This is a genomic window from Enterocloster sp. OA13 (assembly GCF_022440595.1).
Taxonomy (GTDB): Bacteria; Bacillota; Clostridia; order Lachnospirales; family Lachnospiraceae; genus Enterocloster; species Enterocloster hominis.
Genome location: NZ_JAKNTF010000001.1, coordinates 6,539,378 through 6,561,876 on the forward strand (window position 1 = coordinate 6,539,378; position 22,499 = coordinate 6,561,876).

Annotated in this window: 19 protein-coding genes and 2 pseudogenes; all 21 read left to right on the forward strand. The window is 35.6% G+C overall.

Annotation, left to right across the window (positions count from 1 at the left end; genetic code table 11):
- Window positions 1–18: 18 nt before the first annotated feature.
- Window positions 19–1,185 carry an O-fucosyltransferase family protein gene (locus MCJ35_RS29320; protein ID WP_025483947.1) on the forward strand — a complete coding sequence of 389 codons (1,167 nt, stop codon included), beginning with the start codon at window positions 19–21 and terminating at the stop codon, window positions 1,183–1,185.
- 16 nt (window positions 1,186–1,201) lie between these two features.
- Window positions 1,202–2,233 (forward strand): GDP-mannose 4,6-dehydratase, encoded by a 1,032-nt coding sequence (gmd, locus tag MCJ35_RS29325; RefSeq protein WP_025483946.1) that lies wholly within the window; start codon window positions 1,202–1,204, stop codon window positions 2,231–2,233.
- A gap of 4 nt (window positions 2,234–2,237) precedes the next feature.
- On the forward strand, window positions 2,238–3,410 hold the full coding sequence (locus MCJ35_RS29330) for a DegT/DnrJ/EryC1/StrS family aminotransferase (protein ID WP_025483945.1): 1,173 nt from the start codon (window positions 2,238–2,240) through the stop codon (window positions 3,408–3,410).
- Window positions 3,411–3,414: 4 nt separating this feature from the next.
- The gene (locus tag MCJ35_RS29335) at window positions 3,415–4,338 is read left to right on the forward strand and encodes a GDP-L-fucose synthase family protein (RefSeq protein WP_025483943.1); all 924 of its coding nucleotides are present in this window, start codon (window positions 3,415–3,417) and stop codon (window positions 4,336–4,338) included.
- A gap of 36 nt (window positions 4,339–4,374) precedes the next feature.
- Window positions 4,375–5,202, forward strand: a complete 828-nt coding sequence (locus MCJ35_RS29340) for an aldo/keto reductase (RefSeq protein WP_034576843.1) — start codon at window positions 4,375–4,377, stop codon at window positions 5,200–5,202.
- Between the two features lie 22 nt (window positions 5,203–5,224).
- Entirely contained in the window at window positions 5,225–7,021 is a 1,797-nt protein-coding gene (locus MCJ35_RS29345) for a thiamine pyrophosphate-binding protein (RefSeq protein ID WP_025483941.1), read from the forward strand.
- A 25-nt stretch (window positions 7,022–7,046) separates the two neighbouring features.
- Window positions 7,047–8,270: an O-fucosyltransferase family protein gene (locus MCJ35_RS29350; protein ID WP_025483940.1), complete on the forward strand. Its 1,224-nt coding sequence runs from the start codon at window positions 7,047–7,049 to the stop codon at window positions 8,268–8,270.
- 19 nt (window positions 8,271–8,289) lie between these two features.
- The gene (locus tag MCJ35_RS29355; protein WP_025483939.1) at window positions 8,290–9,309 is read left to right on the forward strand and encodes an aldolase catalytic domain-containing protein; all 1,020 of its coding nucleotides are present in this window, start codon (window positions 8,290–8,292) and stop codon (window positions 9,307–9,309) included.
- A complete protein-coding gene (locus MCJ35_RS29360) occupies window positions 9,302–10,084 on the forward strand; it encodes a transketolase (RefSeq protein ID WP_025483938.1) in 783 nt (260 codons plus the stop codon). Before MCJ35_RS29355 ends, MCJ35_RS29360 begins: the two co-directional genes overlap by 8 nt.
- Window positions 10,071–10,613, forward strand: a complete 543-nt coding sequence (locus tag MCJ35_RS29365; RefSeq protein WP_025483937.1) for an NUDIX domain-containing protein — start codon at window positions 10,071–10,073, stop codon at window positions 10,611–10,613. The genes MCJ35_RS29360 and MCJ35_RS29365 overlap by 14 nt, the downstream gene beginning before the upstream one ends.
- A gap of 12 nt (window positions 10,614–10,625) precedes the next feature.
- The gene (locus tag MCJ35_RS29370) at window positions 10,626–11,507 is read left to right on the forward strand and encodes a transketolase family protein (RefSeq protein ID WP_025483936.1); all 882 of its coding nucleotides are present in this window, start codon (window positions 10,626–10,628) and stop codon (window positions 11,505–11,507) included.
- A gap of 3 nt (window positions 11,508–11,510) precedes the next feature.
- Entirely contained in the window at window positions 11,511–12,824 is a 1,314-nt protein-coding gene (locus MCJ35_RS29375; RefSeq protein WP_025483935.1) for a sugar phosphate nucleotidyltransferase, read from the forward strand.
- Between the two features lie 897 nt (window positions 12,825–13,721).
- Window positions 13,722–14,963 (forward strand): hypothetical protein, encoded by a 1,242-nt coding sequence (locus MCJ35_RS29380; protein ID WP_240299743.1) that lies wholly within the window; start codon window positions 13,722–13,724, stop codon window positions 14,961–14,963.
- A 15-nt stretch (window positions 14,964–14,978) separates the two neighbouring features.
- Complete coding sequence (locus MCJ35_RS29385; RefSeq protein ID WP_025483932.1) at window positions 14,979–15,797, forward strand: glycosyltransferase; 819 nt, start codon at window positions 14,979–14,981, stop codon at window positions 15,795–15,797.
- A 166-nt stretch (window positions 15,798–15,963) separates the two neighbouring features.
- The gene (locus MCJ35_RS29390; RefSeq protein ID WP_025483931.1) at window positions 15,964–17,529 is read left to right on the forward strand and encodes an aryl-sulfate sulfotransferase; all 1,566 of its coding nucleotides are present in this window, start codon (window positions 15,964–15,966) and stop codon (window positions 17,527–17,529) included.
- Window positions 17,530–17,693: 164 nt separating this feature from the next.
- Window positions 17,694–19,412 carry a phospho-sugar mutase gene (locus tag MCJ35_RS29395; protein ID WP_025483930.1) on the forward strand — a complete coding sequence of 573 codons (1,719 nt, stop codon included), beginning with the start codon at window positions 17,694–17,696 and terminating at the stop codon, window positions 19,410–19,412.
- Window positions 19,413–19,521: 109 nt separating this feature from the next.
- A complete protein-coding gene (locus MCJ35_RS29400; protein ID WP_155858424.1) occupies window positions 19,522–19,683 on the forward strand; it encodes a hypothetical protein in 162 nt (53 codons plus the stop codon).
- A gap of 157 nt (window positions 19,684–19,840) precedes the next feature.
- Window positions 19,841–20,074 (forward strand): hypothetical protein, encoded by a 234-nt coding sequence (locus MCJ35_RS29405; RefSeq protein WP_240299744.1) that lies wholly within the window; start codon window positions 19,841–19,843, stop codon window positions 20,072–20,074.
- Between the two features lie 142 nt (window positions 20,075–20,216).
- Window positions 20,217–20,571, forward strand: a pseudogene (tnpB, locus tag MCJ35_RS32420) (IS66 family insertion sequence element accessory protein TnpB).
- Window positions 20,572–20,850: 279 nt separating this feature from the next.
- Window positions 20,851–21,102, forward strand: coding sequence for a transposase (locus MCJ35_RS29415; RefSeq protein ID WP_240299745.1), 252 nt, complete (start codon window positions 20,851–20,853; stop codon window positions 21,100–21,102).
- A 298-nt stretch (window positions 21,103–21,400) separates the two neighbouring features.
- A pseudogene (tnpC, locus tag MCJ35_RS29420) lies at window positions 21,401–22,476 on the forward strand (IS66 family transposase).
- The last annotated feature ends 23 nt before the right edge of the window (window positions 22,477–22,499 follow it).

The following is a 22,499-nucleotide window of genomic DNA, read 5'->3' on the forward strand; positions in this document are numbered from 1 at the left end:
TTGGTGAGGGAGGAAGATGTGGCAATAAAACGTTATTTGCATAATATTTTTAAGCACCATCTGGTCAGTATACGGCAATGGGCAAAAGATAAGCCGTTTTGGGGATGTCTTTTAAAAATACTATTAAGAGGAAGGACAAAGGAGTTTCAGCAGTATGTAGCGAGATATATACCGGCCCCGACTGTTGGAGAAATAAAGTGTGTTACACGAAATTTAACAGTTAGTACTTTGGGCACGCTTAATGCAAAAAAAATAATTATGTATTTAGAAAGAGATTCTGGTTCTGGTGGCTTTTGCGCTGAATGGGTATATTGGTTAAATCGGCTTTCGTTTTCTGATAAGATGGGATTCAAGCATTGTATAAATTGGACTGATAGTCAGTTTTATAAAGAAAGCGAATTAGAAAATAATAATATTTTTGAATACTTTTTTGAGCAACCAGCAAATATTTCAGTGGAAGATGCTGTAGAAAGTCAAAATGTTATTTTTGATTATAATACTATTGACTATGGATATTATGATTTTTTTGCCCCGGGCCGAAATGATGATTATATTATTACTGATCAGGATATTATTAGTTTTGCCGAAATTCAGAAAAAGTATATTAGATTAAATGAACATTTGAAGAATGAAATAAGTATGGATATAGTTAATCTGATAAATGGAAAAAAGACACTTGCAGTACATGCCAGAGGTGCGGATGCTAATGTTCCCTATAATAATCATCCGATACCAGTAAAAGTAGAGGGTTATATAGAGAACGCCAGAAGAGAAATGGACACTATACAGGCAGAAAAGATTTTTTTGGCAACGGATGATAATAATATTCTGAAGCGATTTATAGAAGAGTTTGGAGACAATCTCTTATACTATCAGGATGTAGAACGCTCTAATGGATTAAGAATGAGTTGTTATGGTGAAAACAGCCGGCCTTTGCACCATTACAAATTGGGAAAGGAAATTATTAGAGATGTATATACTATGGCTACTTGCCAAGGATTAGTGTGTAGTGCTTCGTATGTGAGTTATATGGTCCAGATTGTGAAAAAATCAATGGATTGTGATTTTGAAATAGTATATTGTATTAAAACAGAATTACGAAAAAAAGGATTAAATCTCACTGACCCTAAGGCAATTAGAAGTATTGAAAAAATTTGGAATCAAGAGTTAGAAAACAAATTGTAAAAAGGAAGGATAGAAGATGAAAGTTGCGCTTATCACTGGTATAACAGGACAAGATGGTAGTTTTTTGGCAGAGTTTTTGGTAGAAAAGGGATATGAGGTGCATGGTATAATAAGGAGAGCCTCAATTTCTAATACTAGTAGAATTGACCTTTTATTAGAAAAGAAGGCCATTACACTGCATGATGGAGATTTGACTGATACTAGTAGTCTTATTAGAATTATTAATCAGGTAAAGCCAAGTGAGATTTATAATCTTGCGGCACAAAGTCATGTTCAGGTTAGCTTTGATGCCCCTGAATATTCGGGGGATGTTGATGCCTTAGGGGTTTTACGTATTTTGGAATCTGTAAGAATACTTGGTATGGAAAAAACGTGTCGAATATACCAGGCATCAACTTCAGAACTTTTTGGAAAAGTAGAAGAGGTTCCCCAAAGAGAAACCACACCTTTCCATCCTTACAGTCCATATGCAGTAGCTAAACAGTATGGTTTTTGGATTGTCAAGGAATATAGAGAAGCTTATGGGATGTTTGCTGTAAATGGAATCCTTTTTAACCATGAATCAGAAAGAAGAGGAGAAAATTTTGTGACAAGAAAAATTTCCCTTGCAGTTGCGAGAATAGCAAACAAACTGCAGGATAAATTGTATTTAGGGAATTTAGACTCGTTAAGGGATTGGGGATATGCAAAAGATTATGTAGAATGTATGTGGTTGATGCTCCAGCAGGATAACCCAGAGGATTTTGTGATTGCAACGGGAGAACAGCATACAGTTAGGGATTTCGTGGAAAGAGCCTTTCGGGTTGCTGGAATTGATATTGAATGGAGTGGTAAGGGTATAGATGAAAAAGGACATGATAAGAAAAGTGGCAAGATATTAGTTGAAGTTGATAAACGGTGGTTTAGACCTACAGATGTGGACAATTTGTGGGGGGATCCCACAAAAGCAAGAACTGTCTTGGGATGGAATCCTCAAAAAACAAGCTATGAACAATTAATTGAAATAATGGTAAAGCATGATTTAGAAATTGCAAGAAAAGAGGGCTAAATAAATGGAATTTAAACTTTGTGACAATCCTTGGGGTGAAGAGGAGATAAATGCAATTCAGCGTGTGATTAATTCTAATATGTATACTATGGGAGAAAATGTAAAAGAGTTTGAGCGGTCATTCGCAGATAAATTTGGGGCGAAATATGCGGTTATGGTAAGTTCAGGATCCACTGCCAATTTGCTCGCAGTTGCAGCGTTAGTTTATTCTAAAAGACTCCCTCGTGGAAGCGAAGTTATTGTACCTGCAGTTTCGTGGAGTACAACGTATGCACCGCTAGAACAGTATGGCATGAAAGTCGTTTTTGCTGATATTGATTCAAATACATTGAATATAAATATTGAGTCATTGAAAAAATGCATTACTGACAAGACTAAAATGATATTTTTGGTTAATCTATTAGGCAATCCAAATGATTTTGATAAGATATTTGAAATTTGTAAAAGTAGGGATATAATTATCATTGAAGATAATTGTGAATCATTAGGTGCTCAATATAATGGAAGACAACTAGGAACCTTTGGACTATTGGGAACATATTCATCTTTTTATTCACATCATATATGCACAATGGAGGGTGGAGTTGTAGTTACTGACGATAAGGAATTGTACGAATATATGTTGGCAATAAGGGCACATGGTTGGACAAGAAATCTTCCAAATGATAGTATTATTTATGAAAAGAAGGATGATTCTTTTTATGAGAGTTTTAATTTTATTGTTCCGGGATATAATCTTCGACCATTAGAGATGGAGGGCGCAATAGGGATAGAACAGTTAAAGAAGATGGATTACATGATTGCACAAAGAAGAGAAAATGCAAAGTATTTTAAGACTAAGATGGAGCAGATTAATGGTATAAGGACACAAAAGGAAATTGGAAGTTCATCTTGGTTTGGATTTGCACTGATTTTGGAAAAGCAGTTACTAGGGAAAAGAAATGAAATTGTTAAGGAATTTGCCAGAAAAGGGATTGAAACAAGACCTATTGTAGCTGGTAATTTTACCCGAAATAAGGTGATTGAATATATGGATTATGAAATACCGGAGCCGTTAATAAATGCTGATGATATTCACTTCAACGGTTTTTTTGTGGGTAATCATAGTAAAAATAACTTTGCTGAAATTGACTATTTTTATGATGTATTGCAGAATGTTATTAAGAAATGGATGTGATGCTATGGAAAAAACAGCTAAAATATATATTGCAGGTCACACTGGTCTGGTTGGTAGTGCGATAGTCCGTGTTTTGAAAACTGAAGGCTACGAAAATCTTATATTAAGAACTCATAAGGAATTAGATTTGACGCGACAAATGGAAGTGGAAGGATTTTTTGCTCAGGAAAGGCCAGAGTATGTATTTATTGCTGCCGGATTAGTTGGAGGTATTAAAGCAAATAGCGATGCACCAGCAGATTTTTATTATGAAAATATGCAGATAGCTAATAATCTTATATGGTCAGCACACAAAATCAACGTTAAAAAGTTGTTGTATCTAGGTAGTGCATGTATGTACCCTAAGGATTGCGAGCAACCAATGAAAGAGACATCTGTTCTTTCAGGCTATCCAGAGGTGACAAACGAAGGTTATGCACTAGCGAAAATCTGTGGTACCCGTTTGTGTAGCTATTTATATAAACAATATGGAAAAAATTTTATATCAGCTATTCCTGCGAATGCCTATGGGATAGGGGATTGTTTTGACCAGAATAAATCGCATGTGATTCCGGCATTACTTTTAAAATATCATAAAGCTAAGATTAATGGAGAAAAGCAGGTGGTTCTATGGGGAACCGGGAAAGCAAGACGTGAGTTTATAAATACGACAGATATCGCTAATGCGAGCCTTTATTTGATGAATTACTATTCAGATGAAAAAACAATTAATATTGGAACAGGTGAAGAAGTATCGATAATGGAACTTTCCCAGATGATTAAGCAGGTGGTTGGATTTTCGGGAGATATTATATGCGATTTAACAAGACCAGATGGCATGCCAAGACGTATGCTCGACTCCTCAGCAATATATAGACTGGGCTGGTCTCCCAAAGTTTCGTTAGAGGATGGATTAAAAGAGTTATACAATGCCTATCTTAATAATTAATAAATGAAAGAGGAGCATAGAGGAGGGCAAGCATTGATGTTGGAATTACCAAACATAGGATTTGGAACGGCTGATTTGGGAGATGCTGCTGAGGATGCTGTTTTTACTGCGTTATGTAATGGATATAGGCTAATTGATACAGCAAGAGTCTATGGTAGTGAGGCAGCAGTCGGCAAAGCTCTTAGTAGAGCTTATAAAGAAAATGGTAGTAAACGATCAGATTATATAATTCAAACAAAACTAAGTCCCAATGTTTCTGGATATGATGAGACGCTTGCTGATTTTGAGCAGTCCCTGGAACTACTGAATACTGAGTATGTTGATGCTTATTTTATTCATTGGCCAGTTAGTAGAGGAAATGAAAAAACATATCATGCAAAAAACATTGAAACTTGGAAAGCTTTTGAAAAACTATATAATGAAAAGAAAATAAAAATACTTGGAGTATGTAATTTTTTGGAACGGCACTTGCTAGATATATATGCAAACTGTAAAGTGATGCCACAAATTCATCAATTGGAGATACATCCAGGATATCAGCAATATGGTTTAGTAGAGTTTTCTCGAAATCATGGAATGATTATTGAGGCCTGGTCACCTATGGGACGAGGTATTCTGAATAAAGATGTATACTTAAAGATGGCGCAATCTTATAATATGGATATTGGTCAGCTTGCATTAAAATGGAGTATCCAAAAAGGTTTTATTCCATTGACTCGTTCAAAAACTAAAGAACATATTATAAATAATAACTTTATTTTTGATATCTTCATAAATGAAGGAGATATGAATCAAATAGATTCTCTAAATACAAATACAGGATATATGGATATATGGAGTTATAAAAGACAGCAGATGTATTAATGTGCTAAAGGAGGATTGAATTATGCGGGTTGCAGATTATTTAGCGTCAAAATTGTATAATGTCGGAATTGAAGAGATTTTTATTGTTACTGGCGGTGGGCTTATGTTTCTGACGGATGGAATTGCTTGTCACCCTAAAATTAGGCCGATTCCATGTTTACATGAGCAAGCTGCATCTATGGCAGCAATATCTTATTCTCAAATGAAGGAGGGTTATGGATGTTGCTATGTTACAACAGGATGTGGTGGTACTAATACAATTACAGGTGTGTTACATGCATGGCAGGATCATGTACCGGTCATATATGTTTCGGGACAATGTAATAGAAATGAGATGATGTGTATATCGAAATCTCCCGTTCGTCAGATTGGGCTTCAGGAAGCTGATATAGTATCGATTGTAGAGTCTATTACTAAATATGCAGTAACTATAATGAATCCTGAGGATGTAGTCTATTGTGTTGAAAAAGCATTATATATGGCTAAAAATGGAAATCCTGGTCCTGTATGGCTAGATATTCCTATGGATATACAAGAAGCGGAGATAGATATAAGCAAATCACAACATTATATTCCCGAAAAGAACTATAAAATGAATTGTACAGCAGAGGAAGTTGAATATGTAGTTAAAGCTTTAGAATCGGCAGAACGTCCAATGGTGATTGTTGGGCAAGGAGTCCGTTTGGCGGGAGCTTGTAATGATTTAATTGATTTTATTGAAAAGAATCAAATTCCTATGGTTGGGACGAGAATGGGGTGGGATATTTATCCCAGAAACAGAGAGTTACATATCGGCTTGGCGGATACGAGAGGGACGCGGGCAGGAAATTTTGCTATTCAAAATGCAGATGTGGTTTTATGTATTGGAAGTAGATTGTCTATGATGACAACGGGATATAGTTATGATTTATTCTTGAGAGGGGCAAAAAATTTTATTGTTGTAGATATTGATGAAAATGAACATAGGAAGGGTACCGTCCATATTGATAAAGTTATAAATGCTGATGCAAAATGTTTTTTAGGGTCATTACCTAAATTGAATTTAAAAGATATTTCAGCTTGGAGAGAAAAGTGTCTTTATTGGAAGCGCAAATGGCCAATGATTACCGAGGAACATAATAATGATAAAGATGCAATTAGCAAATTTGGTTTTATTGGTGTATTGAATCACTATTTAGCAGAGGATAGTGTTGTAGTTACTGATGCAGGCGCAACAACTGAGATTCCTATGCAGGCATTAAATTACACAAATAGTAAACAGAGATATTTGGGGAGTGCATCTCAATGTGAGATGGGATATGCTATCCCAGCATCTATAGGTGCATCCATTGCTAAAGATTGCAATGAAGTAATCTGTATTGTCGGAGATGGCAGCCTTCAAATGAATATTCAAGAACTTCAGACAATTGTAACGCAGAATTTGCCTATAAAAATTTTTGTATGGAATAATGGTGGGTATGGAACTATTCGGGGGCATCAAAAATCTATTTTTAAGGGGAGATTTGTAGGTGTTGATGCTGCAAGCGGAACAGCTTTTCCTGATTTAGAAAAAATATCTAAAGCATATGATATTTCTTATCATGCAGCAAGTAATTTGGAGGAATTAGAAGACTGCATGCAACAGATGTTTAATCACATGGGGCCAGCTATATGTGATGTAAGATGTTGGAAGGAAGAAGTGAATCCTATATCTAAAGCTCAGATGAGATTGAGCGATGGTACAAGAATGGCTATGCCTCTCGAAGATATGTACCCCTTTATTGATCGCGATGAGTTCGAAGCGGAAATGCTAGTTAAGCCAGTAAAGTGGTGGAAATAAGGAACAAACGATATGGAGAAGTATTATGGAAATTAAGAAAAGAATCCTATGGTTTATACGTTTATTTAGGCCGGTATATGTGCCATTTTGTAATTGGATTAGAAAACATTTCAAAAGTACAGGTTTTTTCTTTTGCTATTGTAAAATTATAAGAAGGATGTGGAATCCTAATTTTAGAAAGTATATATCTCAATATAGGAATCCAACGGAATCGGAAGTAAGAAGAGGGAATAATCATCCTATTATCAATATGCCAGTACATGTATTGGGACCTTTAAACAAAGGGAAAATCATAATGCTTCTAGAGAACCAGTCTCATCACGGGGGATTTTGCGCTTTATGGGTATACTTTCTTAATAGACTCTCATTTTCTGATAAAATGGGGTTCTATCACGTCATTGATTGGAATGAGAGTGAGTTCTATCAGGAAGACCATCCTGTCAATGGTGCAACAAGTATTTTTGAGTACTATTTTGAGCAACCTTGTGGAATAAGCTTGAAAGATGCCCACAAAAGTAGTTGTGTAGTCTATGATTGGAATAATCCGGAATTTGGCTATGATGAGGTATTTCATGTAGGTGGCCCGATTGATTATCAATTTTCAACGAAAGATATTGAAAAATTTGCCCGGATACAGAGAAAGTATATCCATTTACATCCAGAAATTGAAAAGTCTTTTACTTATCAAATCAATACTCTTTTTCAGAATAAAAAGGTTGTACTTGGAGTTCATGCACGTGGCGCGGATACAAAAATTGGATATAAAAATCATCCTACTATTATTACATCGGAAGATTATATAGATAAGACAGAACTTTTAGCCAACAAAATAAATGCGGATTTAATCTTTTTAGCTACGGATGATCAGGAAATGTTGGAGCAGTTTAAAGAGAAATTTGGCTCTAAATTAGTATATTACGATGATGTTATTCGATCAAATGGTACAGTAATGAATTGCTTTATTGAAAAGGAACGGGAGAATCACCATTATTTGTTAGGGTTAGAAATAATACGTGATGTATATACTTTGGCAGCATGTCAGGGTTTGGTTTGTGGTATGAGTTACGTGAGTTTTATAGTGCAAGTATTAAAGAAAGCGAACAACCAAACATTTAGCGCTTTTTATAGAATTTTTAAAGGTTTGGCAAAGGATGGTGTTGAGTTAACTGATTCCAAAGCAAGAGAAAAAATTAGAGAAAAGTGGAATAAAGAGTTGGGGTATATGGATAATAATAGGAAGCAATTATGATGATAAGGAGATACAAAGAATGTTAAATGACAGAGTGAAAATATTAGATTGTACATTAAGAGATGGCGGATATGTTAATAACTGGGAGTTTGATACTGAAACGGCTATTAAGGTTATTGATGGCTTATATACTAGTGGTGTAAGATATATTGAAATAGGTATTATGGGGCAAGGTGGTATTCCAGGGAAAAGTACTAAATTTTCTTCTTTTAATCAAGCAGAGGTCTTGTTAAGTAATAGAAGAGATGATTGCCAATATGCTGTTATGATAACTAAAAGCGAATCTGATAATTTTGAAATACCGGTGAGAAGTAAAAAAACTGTTGACATCATTAGAATTGCTTATTTCAAGAATGAGTTATCTGAAGCATTAAAATATGCGGAAGAATTGAAGGAGAAGGGGTATGAGGTTTTTTTACAGGCCATGGCTACATTTATGTACTCCAGAAAAGAGTTGGAGGATATGATATTAGCTATAAATAAGGTACAACCAAGTGCATTTTATATTGTTGATAGTTTTAGTAACATGTTTCCTGAGGAAGTACGTTCTTTTGCTCAAGTAGTATTAGATAAGTTGGATGAAAAGATTGAGTTTGGTTTTCATGCTCATAATAATATCCAAATGGGATTTGCAAATGTGATTGAATTCTTAAAAGCAAATACTTCAAGAACTGTATTTGTGGATGGGAGTATCTATGGTATGGGAAGAGGTGCAGGAAATGTACCAGTTGAGTTAATAATGGATTATGTGAATAGGGAGGATAAAGCATATGATATAGCAGCTATTTTAAAGGTCTATCAAGATTATATTCAACCTATTTTTAAACAGTATTTCTGGGGTTATACCCATCCATATTATTTAACTGCAAGTAAAGATATGAATTCTGTTTATAGTTGGTATTTTACAAATAAAGGAATCACTGATATAATGCAATTGAATAGAGCGCTAGATAGTATTAAGGACGAGAGTAAATATACTTTAGCTCGTAATGAAGCAGATGAAATCACTAGAATGATTCAGGAGGAAAAGAATGACTGAGGAATTAAAAGATTTACGCAAACTAATTCTTGATATAGCCTATTATGGTCAAGATGCAAACTTGCAGAGTATTTTTTCATCAGTTGAAATTATAAATGTTTTATATAGCCGTATTTTGGATATTACACCCCAAAATATGAACGCTTCTGAACGCGACTTTTTTGTGCTGAGTAAAGGACAATCTACCATGGGCGTGTTAGCAATTCTAGCAAAAAAAGGTTTCTTTCCAATAGAAGAATTGAAAGGTGCTTGTCAATATGATTCAATAATCAGTATGCAGGCAGATAGAACAAAGGTACCAGGAATAGAGGTATCAGCAGGTAGTTTAGGACATGGCTTTCCTATTGCAGTTGGAGTGGCATGGGGGAATAAGTTGCAGAAACGTTCTAATCAGACATACGTTTTGGTCGGAGATGGTGAAATGAACGAGGGGACAATGTGGGAGGCTGCGTTGTTTGCAGGTAGTGAAAAGTTAAATAATCTGACTATGATTGTTGATGATAATCATTCTCTTAAAGAAATGTTAGATATTGGGAGTTTTACTCAAAAACTTGAGACGTTTGGTTTTGAGGTTGAGGACGTGGATGGTCATAGTGAGGAAGCACTTTTTCAGGCATTTACAAAGGTAAGGACAGAAAAACCGAGGGCAATTGTTGCAAATACAATACGAGGATATGGCTCTAAAACCATTATGATGGATAACACATGGTTTCATAGGGCTCCGAATAAGGAAGAATTAAAAAAATTGAAGGAAGAAGTTGATGCTTTTGAATAGGAAAAATTCTCCATATGATGTAATAGATTCAGAGGTTCATGAAATAGGTCGAGTAACAGTCGTGAAAGAAACATTTTTAATAGATGGTCAAGAAGAACCTTATACTTATGTTATTAACCGAGATAGTGTTTGTGTAATTCCTCTGTTTGAAGAGAAGGTAGTGATAATAGAACAGTATAGATATACATTGGATAAATGGTTATATGAATTTCCTGCAGGGGGAATTGATGAAGGAGAAGATAGCATTAGCGCTGCGCAACGGGAGTTGCGAGAGGAAACTGGTTTTATAGCTGAGGAACTGATATATCTTGGTGAATACTATATGAATCAAGGAATTTCTTCTGCAAAGTGTGATTTGTATTTTGCTAGATGTAATAAAAGAGATGGCACAAATTTTGATAAAACAGAATTAATTCGGACCCAATTAGTATCAGTAAAAGAATTTGAAAATATGATTGATAATAATCTTTTTAAATTGCTAATTGGTATAGTGGGATGGTATCAAGTAAAAAAACGAAGATTGATTTAGAGGAGAAAAATTTTGAGAAAAGCAATGAAGTCATGTGTTTCAAACATGATTCTGGATAACGAAAAAGCTATATTACTTTTAATTGATATTGGCGCATTTGGATTTAAAAAGTTTATGGAAGAGCATCCAAATCAAGTTAAAAATATTGGAATATTCGAACCAGGAACTGTCAGTATAGCATCTGGGTTGTCACTATCTGGTATGATACCAACAATATATGGAATTTCACCGTTTATTGTACAACGTTCCTTAGAACAATTGAAATTAAACTTTGTCTATCAGAATGTAGGGGGGAATTTTATTACCACTGGTGCTTCGTATGATTTTTCTAAATTGGGATATTCTCATTACTGTCCAGAAGATGTAGAAACATTAAAAACATTACCTGGGATGGAGATTCTAGTTCCTGGAACTCCAAAACAATTTGAGACATTATTTTCTAGATGTAGTATGAATGATAGGCCATCGTATTTTAGAATGACTGATTATTGTAATCAGATAGATGTTCCAGTTGAATTTGGAAAGGCGACTTTGGTAAAAAAAGGGAAAAGGGCAACTGTGCTTGTCTTTGCCGAGATGTTTGACTCAGTTATGGAAGCATGTAAAGATTTAGATGTAACAATATTATATTATACGACTGCAGCGCCCTTTGATGTTGTGACATTGCAAAATAATATAGAAAATGGAAAACTATTTATATGTGAGCCATTTTATGAGGGTACTTTTTCGACAGATATCATAAAAGCAACTAAAGGAATGTGTGTTACTATTGATGAGATTGGTGTACCTCGTCAGGTATTGCGTTCTTATGGGAGCAAGAGGGATAAGGACATGCAATTAGGTTTAACTGTTTTGAACATTAAGAAAAAATTGACTGCCTTTTTGGAGGAGTAAGCTATGAATATTATATTATTATCTGGGGGGTCAGGGAAAAGGCTTTGGCCACTTTCTAACGAGGTTAGATCAAAACAATTTTTGAAGTTGTTCGAGGCAGAGAATGGGCAGTATGAGTCTATGACTCAACGTGTTTGTAGGCAGATACGAACCGTGGAGCCAGAAGCGAATATAACTATTACAACAGGTGTCCAGCAGAAAAGCGCAATAATTAATCAATTAGGACAAGATATTGATATATGTATTGAACCTATGAGAAGAGACACATTTCCAGCTATTGCACTTGCTATAGTATATTTAAAAGAAAAAAGAAATTTGTCTAGGGAAAGTGCCGTCATTGTGGGACCTGTAGATCCGTATACAGATAATCAATATTTTTGTAAATTTCATGATTTGGAAGAGGCTGTGATTACTGGAGATAATAATCTTGTATTAATGGGAATCAGCCCAACATATCCTAGTGAAAAGTATGGATATATCCTTCCTGAATTAGGAGCAGGAAAGGTTAGAAAAGTTAAATCTTTTAAGGAAAAGCCATGTTTAGAGGATGCAAAAACCTTGATTTCACAGGGGGCAATGTGGAACAGTGGGGTTTTTGCTTTTAAAATAGGTTACATTTTAGATATTCTTTCTGAGTATGTAGATGATATAGCATATGATTACTTATATGAACATTATCATGAACTTCCTAAACTCTCTTTTGATTATGCGGTAGTAGAAAAAGAGAAGAACATAGGTTGTATATCATTTCAAGGCGAGTGGAAAGATGTGGGCACATGGAATACGCTTGCTGAGGAGATGAGTAGTTCGGCTTTAGGAAATGTTCTTTTGGTAGAGAATTGTGAAAATGTTAATGTTATTAATGAGTTGGATATACCTGTGTTGGTTGCGGGAATTAAAGATACAATTATAGCAGCTTCGGCTGATGGTATTATTATAAGTGATAAAAATGCAAGTTCTTTCATAAAGCCTTATGTAGAAAAAATAGATCAACGTGTTATGTTTGAAGAAAAATCTTGGGGGGATTTTAGGGTTCTTAGTGTAGAAAAGTATGCGATGACAGTAAAGTTACATATTAATGCGGGTCGATTTATGAGTTATCATTGCCATCATAATCGAGATGAAGTCTGGACGATTTTAAAAGGTGAGGGCGTCGTGGTTTTAGGAGAGCGAAAGAGGCCAATAGGAGCTGGGGCGGTGGTGGAAATGCCGGCTGGAGTAAAGCACACGATTAAGGCTATAACTGACATGGATGTCTTGGAAATACAAATGGGAGATAAAATTTCAGACGAGGATGCTGAAACGTTTACCATATAATTGTTTTGGTGATTATGTTTTGGGTGGATTTTTATAAAAAAATTTATCCCAGTATGAAATTGATATTCCAGATATAATAAATGAAAGTACTAATCCTCCCCGGTTATTCTGGGGAGGATTGTGTAATTGGAAAATGTGATAATGAAGATTTATATAAAAGAGATAACGATAAAACGAGTAATAGCGAGACAGGGAACTTAAACTGGATATTTAAGATGAAGAATGAGAAGATATAATTAGAGCAATATGGGAACTGGACTCATTTAGGTATCATGCGCGATTATTGAGACAGAAATATATAAAAAAATATATGGTTAAGAGGAGAAGCGTTAGCTGGAATTTCTAAAATGCTTGATAAAGTTATGAAGAGGTCCTTGCGTGCATTGGAATTAGCCACAATGATGACACTAGAGAGAGGAAGATATATTTAAACTTCTGATGAGGAGGGTATCATCCTAATGTATTCTGGAAGGAGACATAAAGGATACTTAGTTTATTTTAGTTATGAACAGATGTTAGGAATCATTTTTTTGAGCGTTAGGGCTACGAAGCAAGTCCTAAAATGCATATATGTTGATAAGAAGAAGCGGTTCCTGATATTAACAGGAAACCCACAGGGAGGTCTAATGAGTCTGATATATAATAGTTAGGCATTAGGTGGAATGGAGAGGCTCAATGTAATCGTAACATTATATAAGTATAAAAATGTAGAGATTATAACAGGAGTAGTGTGCATGGATTATGTATAATTAAGTGTAGCGATATCGTCCTTATGGGCGAGTAGTAATTACCCCTTTTTGGGAGCTGATTTTAAACGACAGGTCTGACTGGTGGCTGTTAATTTGTCAATATAACGGAAAAAAATGAATCAGTGATTCTATATAGAGGAAAAGGCGTATGAATGAGAAAAGTAATAATAAATATTTGTTTTATGCAGAAATACTTTTTTGCATGTTTGTTTTTTTGAAGCAGTTCTATCTATTGCCCTCTGGTTCTATTGGTATTGGTGATGTTTTTTTAATATTCTCTGCTATTATTGTATTTGTGATTAGTACAATAATTAAAAAGGAAACAATATTATATCCCTACGATTTATACTGGTATGCATTTATAGTTTTTGTTATTATTATAAATGGTTCTTATTTTGTAGGTACTAAAAATCTAGAGTTTCTAAAGTATATTGTGTATTGGCTATATTGTACTATTGCGATTTGGACATTTCGTAAATTGGCTGGTAAACAGTTTTTTAATAGGATAGCAAAAGTATGTAAGATTAATATTATTTTGCAAGTTATGATTTATTGCTTAGGTTTAGGACGCTACTATCATGAGGGTTGGGGGGGAGGAAGGTTTATGGGGACGTTTAACGACCCCAATCAATGTGCTTTTTTTATCTTTACCATGCTTCTTTTTTTATTCATATGCCAATGCTATAGCGGGGGATTCGAGTTTGGCATTTTTTTTCTTCTATCTATTTTTGTAATTTATGTGACAAAGTCAACTGGTATGTTTTTGGGAGTTTTTACTTTTGGCTTATTATATGTAATGCAAAAGATTGTTCTGAAATATAAAGTTTCATCAAACAAAAGGCTTTGGAATCTCTTTTTTTTAATAGGCATTTTAACGATATGTTTAGTATTATATATAATATGGCCGGCAAAGAATTTTGATATTACCCAAAGTGGTTATACTTTACTATCAAGGATTCAACAAAAGATATGGAAGTTTTCTCATGGTAATTTGGCAGACCTTTTATATGATAGAAGTGCAGAACGTTTAGTACAGTATCCTCAGTATCTATTATATGGTGCAGGTGAAGGCGGGTTTGAAAGGTTTCCTTTAGGTGATTTTGTATATAAAATTAGCCCAGGTGTATTTGTTATGGAATTTACACATGAAATTCATTCAAGCTTTTTTGAGATATGGTTTTGTTATGGTGTAGTTCCTGCTGCGATATTGATGTTGTGGATTATAAAAAATATTAGAGCATGTGATAAGAGGATATTAATTGCAGTTGGGGCAATTTTAGTTGAAAGTTTCTTCTTAGTGAATTACCGACAACCATTTTTTTGGTATATTATAGTTTACTCAAGTACTATTAGAAGTAATAGAGAAAGGTTATGCAAAGAAGTTGGATAGGGGAGGTGCAAATAGATGAAACCATATTCTGTGTTGATGTCGGTTTATGCCAAGGAGCAACCCCAATTTTTAAAGTTGGCAATCGAAAGCATTTTAAACCAAACTGTAAGTGCAGACGAATTTATAATAGTCTGTGATGGACCACTAACCTTTGATTTAAATTATATATTAGATTTATATAATTATAAATATAAAACGTTTTTTAAAATAATACGTTTGCCTCGGAATATAGGATTAGGTCTTGCTTTAAGGGAAGGTGTCAAACAGTGTAGTAATGAGCTGATTGCTAGAATGGATAGCGATGATATTTCATGCCCTAATAGAATGGAGAGGCAGATACAGCAATTCGAGGAGGATGAGCTGTTAGACTTTTGTAGTGGTTATATAGCCGAATTTGATATGAATCCTGAAGATGTTATTGCGTACAGAAAGGTTCCAGGTACTCATAGTGAAATTTTTAAGTATGCCCATAAACGTAATCCAATTAACCATATGGCTGTTATGTATAAAAAAAGCAAAGTTATAGAAGTGGGGAGTTATGAAGATATAAAAGGTTTTGAGGACTATTTTTTATGGGTTAAGATGCTACAAAATAAGTGTAAAGCTAAAAATATAGAAGATGTTTTGGTTTTTGCGCGAGTTGGTAATGGTATGAGCAAAAGACGAGGAGGGATAAGATATCTTAAACAAGTTATCAATGTGGAAAATAGATTTTATAGGATGGGATTTTTATCGAAAAAGGAATATGTATACAATATGATAGTAAGGGGGGTAATCACTTTAATGCCAGATGTAATAAGAAGAGGCATCTATAGATTTTTTTTACATTCATAATCTACATGATAGCCTTGGGATTATTGAATTAAGGCATTAGACTATCTTTCTACAGAAAAAGAATAGATAGAAATATTGTAGAGTAATAGCAATATATTAACCTTATTAGGGAGAAAGGAAAAATCCAATAATCTATTAGGCGGATGTTTGGATTGTAAGAGGCTGAATGGAATTAAGATATAAAATTATAATATTTCTGAGCGTTATGATATTATGTGGTTGTACCAATTTGAATGCAAAATTTGACACGAGTCAACCTATATCTCAATATATGGCTATCACCGAAATAGATGAAACGTCAGAAGAAATAGGTCTGTCTATTAATGGATACTATCTAACGTTGTATCCAAATAAAGATGAGACATGGATTGAGCCAATGTCGATGGCGGCGGATGCACCTAATTATTTTAAGTTTAATGCCTTTTCAGGTTATACGATAAAGGTAAATGGACAAGAGGTTGAAAGTGATGGAACGATTGAAGTTAAAATTGACGGAAGCGGTGGATTAAAAAAGTCAGTAGGTATTCCGATTGAATTTTGTAATATTAAAACTGAAGAAGTAACAAGGCAATATGTCAGGTGTTTAAACCAAGGCTTTCCAGAGATTATTACTGTTAATAATGGAGCAGATGACGGGTATTATTACTTTGAACCAACCTTAGATTGGATTGCAAAGATGAATACTGATTCTGAGATAATGTACTACAAATACTGTGAGGATAATTTGTATGATTTTCGTCCATTCGAAACGGAAAGTGGAGAATTATACTATGGATATAGAACACCCTATGCAAATGAGGATCAACGTTTATTGGTAGTAAGCAGTTCTTTAACTGAATGTAAGCAGGTTATTATGGATAGCAACTATCAAGTGATAAAGGAAATTTATGGAACCTTAGATGATTTTGGCAAGTTTACAAATACAGCGTTGGATAGTCACGAATTTCTTTTGTTTGATAGGGATCACTACATTACGTTATCTTATGTACCAACATATGTATATAATATACCTCAAGAATTTAAAAGTAGAGGGCAGTTTCCATCTCGTGTGATGTCTGCTTTAATACAGGAAGTAAAAGACGAAAAAGTGATTTTTGAATGGAGGAGTACTGACTATCCAGAACTTTATGGAATGAGCGTTGAAGGAAACAAATATGATTTTTCAGAAGGTGATTGGTGTGACTATATACATGTAAATAGTATAGATATTTGTCCTAATGATAACAATTTAGTTATATCTATGCGTAATACAGATTCAATAGTTGAAATTAATAGGAAGACAGGTAATATAGAGTGGGTGTTAGGTGGAAAAATGGACATGTTTGGTTTAACAGAAAATCAGAAAACGGCCAGGCAACATTTTGCTAGATTCACAGAAGATGGAACATTGACGGTTTTTGACAATTCTACAAACTATATGGTTACAGAAAAAAGTGAATATGTGGGGAATGGAACTGGCTATCCGAGGATAGTAGAATACAAATTGGATGAAAGGGAATTAGAATTAGGGGATTTTAATACATATGAATATAAAATACCGCAAAGTGAAATAATGGGGTCAGCCACAAAATTATCAAATGATGGGTTTATTGTAGGTTGGGGGGGTAGTATTAAGGTACCATGTAAAATGCTTTTTAGTGAAATTGATTTTGACAATCAGAAGGTACTATTTGAGGCAACAAATAAAACCGGGAGTAATATGACATATAGAGTGTATAAATATCAGCGCTAAATAATATATAGATGCGTTAGTTAATAACAGAAGAGAATATTTTATTAATAAAGATTTGCTAAATTTAAAAGTTTTTGAAGAAAACACAATACAGTAATGAATTTATAATACAGAAAAAAGGAGTAGTATATGTATTTATCATAAATACATTACACAATTTTAGAATGGACACATTGATTAAGAAAAGATGGGAACAATGGATAGAAAGGATTGATGATAAAGATTTGATTAGGGAACTTCAATCTATAGGAATGGATTGGAATCAGATTGAAGATTGTTTTTATAAAGAGCTAGAATTTGGAACTGGTGGCCTTCGAGGAGTGATTGGGGTAGGTACAAATCGCATAAATGTATATACAGTCGCAAAAGTGTCTCAAGGATATGCTAATTACTTACTGAAAAATTTTTTAAATCCTTCTGTGGCAATTGCTTTTGATAGCCGAATAAAGTCAGATGAATTTGCCAAAGTTGTAGCTGAAGTATTAGTAGCTAATGGAATACGGGTACATATATATCATGAGTTAATGCCAACACCTTGTCTTTCGTATGCTATTAGATATTTAAAATGTTCGGGGGGAGTGGTAATTACAGCAAGCCATAATTCGTCAAAATATAATGGATACAAAATATATGGTCCGGATGGATGCCAGATTACGATACATGCTGCAAAAGCGATTGTCACAGAGATTGAGGCTATTGATATATTCGATGATATAAAAAAGCTTCCTTTTCAGGAGGGAGTAAAGTCTGGAGAGATATCTTATATTGATGAGACAATTGTAGACTCATTTATTAAGGCAGTTTCTTCACAATCTTTATATTGTAATAAAGAGATAAATAAATCTTTATCTATTGTATACACGCCGTTAAATGGAACAGGCTTAAAATGCGTTACAAGATGTTTGATGGAAAGCGGTTTTACTAATGTTTCTGTAGTTCAAGAACAGAAATATCCAGATGGAAGATTCCTCACTTGTCCATATCCCAATCCAGAAGTTAAGGAGGCTCTAGAATTAGGCTTACGTGATGCAAAAAAACTAAAAAGTGATTTGCTTTTGGCTACTGATCCTGATTGTGATCGTATTGGAATTGCAGTGAGATTTAATAATCGCTATATACTACTCAGTGGTAATGAAGTGGGAATGCTTTTGCTGGATTATATATGTAAACGCCGTATTGAGATAAATAAAATGCCTCAGTTTCCTATAATAATAAAATCAATTGTTAGTATTGATATGGCAACTCGAATTGCTGAAGATTATGGTGTTTGTGTAGTAGATGTTTTAACAGGATTTAAATTTATAGGCGAACAGATTGGATTATTGGAGGAAAAGGGCGAAGAGGAACGATTTATTTTCGGTTTTGAAGAGAGTTATGGATATTTAACTGGTAGTTATATAAGGGATAAGGATGGTGTGGGAGGTGCATTGGCTATCTGCGAGATGATTGCTTATTACAAAAGCCAAGGAAAGAATCTGATTGAGGTTTTGGATGGACTCTATAAGAGATATGGATATTGTTTAAATACACTTCATAGTTATGAATTTGACGGAGTATATGGATTGGAAAAAATGGAAGGTATCATGAACTATTTTAGGAACAATTGTCTTGAATATTTGTTTGGTCATAAAATTCTGGCAGTAAGTGATTATAAAAAATCGATGATTAATTATAGTAGTGGATGTGTAGAAGCTATTAATCTTCCGTCATCTGATGTACTTAAGTTTTCTTTAGAAGGAAATTGGTCCGTTGTAATACGTCCTTCAGGCACTGAACCAAAGCTTAAAATGTACTATTCAATTAGTGCGTCTAATCGCAAATTGGCAGTTGAGTTAGAGCGTGCTTTTGTAAAAAAAGTTGAAGAGAGAATTATTTTAAATTAAAATTTTGATTGTATAAAAGTATACGGTAAATAATTAGTACCGTGCTAGTTTTATTTATCCATGGGATAATAACTCCAGAAAACTACAAGTTTTTTAAAGGAGTTATCTTATGGATAAGATTACACATCAGATCCGTGCAGAGCGCTGGACTAAAATCCTGAAGAGATTGTTTCAAATTTTGTGTAAACTCAAAAAACTGATACAAGATATGTCATTGGTTACCAAAGGGCAAAGCCGTTTTTCCGGGCCTTGCCCTTTTTCTGAATTATAATGCTGTTTTTGGGCATGTCAAGAAAAACTGATTTGGTAGCCCGTTTCTGCTTATAATCAGGGTAAGCGTCAAATCTCACGCCTAGATATTTTTTAGATTCTGTGGCAAACTTGAAAAAACTAAAAAAACTACTAGTTTTTTCAAGGAGGGTGTAAAGTTGGATGCTTGTACTCATGAGGTTCGCCTCAATCAATGGAAACTGATTATCGAGCAGTGTCAAAGCCGTCCCGATGGGCAGTCAGCCAGGCAGTGGATGGCAGAAAACGGGGTTCAGGAAAAAACTTATTACTACTGGCTCAGGAGAGTCCGTAAAGAAGTCTACAGCCAACTGAGTGATGGAAGTACTTTTTCTTCCTGCAATGCAGGAAAAAAGAACAGTTACCTTTGCTGAAGTCCCCATGATACCGCAACAGAATCCGGAAATTCCTTTTTTTTCCAGCCCGCAGTCGTGATTAAAACTTCCCATGCTACTGTGGCAGTGTCAAACGAAGTTTCCGACAAGCTGCTTACCAGACTTCTGCAGGAGGTGTCCAATGCTTGAGGACGCCGGTGGAATCCGGCGCGTGATACTCGCATGTGGTTTTGTTGACCTGCGCAAAGGAATTGATGGACTGGCCCAGGTCATCGGTTCACAGTACAACCTGAATGCGTTTGAAAAAGGAACCCTTTTTCTGTTCTGTGGAAGGCGTTCAGACCGTATGAAGGGACTTCTCTGGATGGGGAGGATTCCTGCTATTATACAAAAGGTTTGAGGACGGTTCCCTGACATGGCCAAGGACAACACAGGAAGCTGCAGATATCACCGAAGAACAGTTCCGCCTCCTGATGCTGGGCCTTAATCCTCTTGACTTGAAGATCAAGGAAGTACATCCGGCAAAGGTTTTCTAAAAAGTATTGTGCAAAACAGAGAAAAATTTCTGTTGTTTTATCGCATAAAATCTGCTTATGGAAGCACTTTTTGAGATGTTGTGAAAGCACGTCTGCCGCCCGTATAAGTGTGATGTAAGTAATAATTGAACCTTGAAAACTCTATATTCCCTCATTGTATATGGGCAGGCAACGCTGTTTTAAGCATAGGCGTTTTGCCAAAAGGCGGGATGCTTACGATTCGCTATTTCACTGATTCTGTAGTATGATCAGAGACAGTAAAGGACAAGGAGCGGATTAATGGGCAGCAAGCATACACTGGGTGAATTGAATAACTTAAGCCGTGAAGAGTTGATTACCATCATTCTCGGTATGCAGGGACAGCTTGATGCGTTGAATGAATACATCGAGAAGCTTATTGAGCAGGTACGTCTTGCAAACCAGCAACGCTTTGGCCGTCATACGGAAACAATGGCATCCATTGAGGGACAGTTATCTTTTTCGATGAAGCAGATGCCTTGTACAATCGCTTGTACAGGAGCCGGGTCCTGATGAGATCCTCCCTAAAAAAGCAAAGAAGAAAAAATCTAAGGGGCAACGGGAAGCGGACTTAAAGGATTTCCCGGAAGATGTCATACCAACCCACACGGTATCTAAAGAGGTACTGGATGCTTCCTACGTTGAAGGCAACTGGAAACAGATGCCCAGTGAAACCTACAAACGTTTAAGACACGAACCTGAGAGCTGGACTGTAGAAATCCACACTGTAGATGTCTTTGTGGGAACCGATGGTTACCATCAGGATGAGTTCCTGCGTGGTGACCGTCCAAAGGATCTGTCCCGTGGCAGTATGGCAACACCTTCCCTTGCAGCTTCTATCCTAAATGTAAAGTATGTGAATTCTGCTCCGCTGCATCGGATTGAACAAGAATTCTCCCGTAACGGGGTCAACATTTCAAAGCAGACCATGTCAAACTGGATGATAAACAGTTCCCGCAGGTACTTGGCGCCTCTGGTGGGGGGCATCAAGCAGGAACTGTTAAAGCTTCCAGTGACACAGTCGGATGAGACTCCCCCCAGGTAATCAACGACGACAGAGCCCCCGGAAGCAAAAGCTATATGTGGGTGCATCGCTCCGGTGAATCCCATACAGGGTTCCCAATCGTTATCTATGAATACCAGAAAGGCAGGAACCATGTGTTTCCGCTTCAATCCTATCAGAATTACGAAGGAATTCTGGTTACCGATAGCCTTTCCCAGTATCATTTGATAGAAAAAAAGCTTCGGGGACTGATAAATGCCAACTGCTGGGCACATGCAAGAAGGGATTATGCCGATGCCATAAAGATAGCGGATAAATCCAATCCTGATGCGGTACGACGTTCGGTTGCCTATCAGGCATTAAGGCGGATATCCCAGATCTATAAACTGGAAGGTGCCTTAAAGGATTTGACAGCCGGGGAACGTCTCAAAGAACGCCAGAACTCAATCAAACTTTTGGTTGAGGAGTATTTTGCGTGGGTAAAAAGCCAGCTTAAAAAAACTGCCGTACCTCCCAAAGGGAAAACAGCCGAAGGACTGAAATACAGCCTGAATCAGGAAAAGTATCTGAAGGTATTTCTGACTGATGGGAAGGTACCCATTGATAATTCAGCAAGTGAACGTTCCATCAGGACTTTCTGTATCGGTAAAAAGAACTGGGTGTTTCACGATTCCATTCAGGGAGCGCAGGCAAGCGCTGTCATCTACAGTATTTCGGAAACCGCAAAGCTCAATAACCTGAGACCTTATTATTATTTTAAGCATTTACTCACAGAGCTTCCCAAACTCTGTGACGAAAAAGGAAATATAGATTCTACGAAGCTAAACCACTTATTGCCATGGGCAAAAGAGTTACCGGCTGAATACAGAAAACCACGCCGCTGATATCTGTTAGCGGCGTTAATTTA

Excerpts from the sequence above, each read along its gene's own strand:
- MCJ35_RS29345 (WP_025483941.1), top strand. The coding sequence starts at position 5,225 with ATGCGGGTTGCAGATTATTTAGCGTCAAAATTGTATAATGTCGGAATT.
- MCJ35_RS29415 (WP_240299745.1), top strand. The coding sequence starts at position 20,851 with ATGGGCAGCAAGCATACACTGGGTGAATTGAATAACTTAAGCCGTGAA.
- MCJ35_RS29395 (WP_025483930.1), top strand. The coding sequence starts at position 17,694 with ATGGACACATTGATTAAGAAAAGATGGGAACAATGGATAGAAAGGATT.
- MCJ35_RS29330 (WP_025483945.1), top strand. The coding sequence starts at position 2,238 with ATGGAATTTAAACTTTGTGACAATCCTTGGGGTGAAGAGGAGATAAAT.
- gmd (WP_025483946.1), top strand. The coding sequence starts at position 1,202 with ATGAAAGTTGCGCTTATCACTGGTATAACAGGACAAGATGGTAGTTTT.
- MCJ35_RS29385 (WP_025483932.1), top strand. The coding sequence starts at position 14,979 with ATGAAACCATATTCTGTGTTGATGTCGGTTTATGCCAAGGAGCAACCC.
- MCJ35_RS29390 (WP_025483931.1), top strand. The coding sequence starts at position 15,964 with ATGGAATTAAGATATAAAATTATAATATTTCTGAGCGTTATGATATTA.
- MCJ35_RS29350 (WP_025483940.1), top strand. The coding sequence starts at position 7,047 with ATGGAAATTAAGAAAAGAATCCTATGGTTTATACGTTTATTTAGGCCG.
- MCJ35_RS29365 (WP_025483937.1), top strand. The coding sequence starts at position 10,071 with ATGCTTTTGAATAGGAAAAATTCTCCATATGATGTAATAGATTCAGAG.
- MCJ35_RS29340 (WP_034576843.1), top strand. The coding sequence starts at position 4,375 with ATGTTGGAATTACCAAACATAGGATTTGGAACGGCTGATTTGGGAGAT.
- MCJ35_RS29355 (WP_025483939.1), top strand. The coding sequence starts at position 8,290 with ATGTTAAATGACAGAGTGAAAATATTAGATTGTACATTAAGAGATGGC.
- MCJ35_RS29400 (WP_155858424.1), top strand. The coding sequence starts at position 19,522 with ATGGATAAGATTACACATCAGATCCGTGCAGAGCGCTGGACTAAAATC.
- MCJ35_RS29380 (WP_240299743.1), top strand. The coding sequence starts at position 13,722 with ATGAATGAGAAAAGTAATAATAAATATTTGTTTTATGCAGAAATACTT.
- MCJ35_RS29335 (WP_025483943.1), top strand. The coding sequence starts at position 3,415 with ATGGAAAAAACAGCTAAAATATATATTGCAGGTCACACTGGTCTGGTT.
- MCJ35_RS29375 (WP_025483935.1), top strand. The coding sequence starts at position 11,511 with ATGAATATTATATTATTATCTGGGGGGTCAGGGAAAAGGCTTTGGCCA.
- MCJ35_RS29360 (WP_025483938.1), top strand. The coding sequence starts at position 9,302 with ATGACTGAGGAATTAAAAGATTTACGCAAACTAATTCTTGATATAGCC.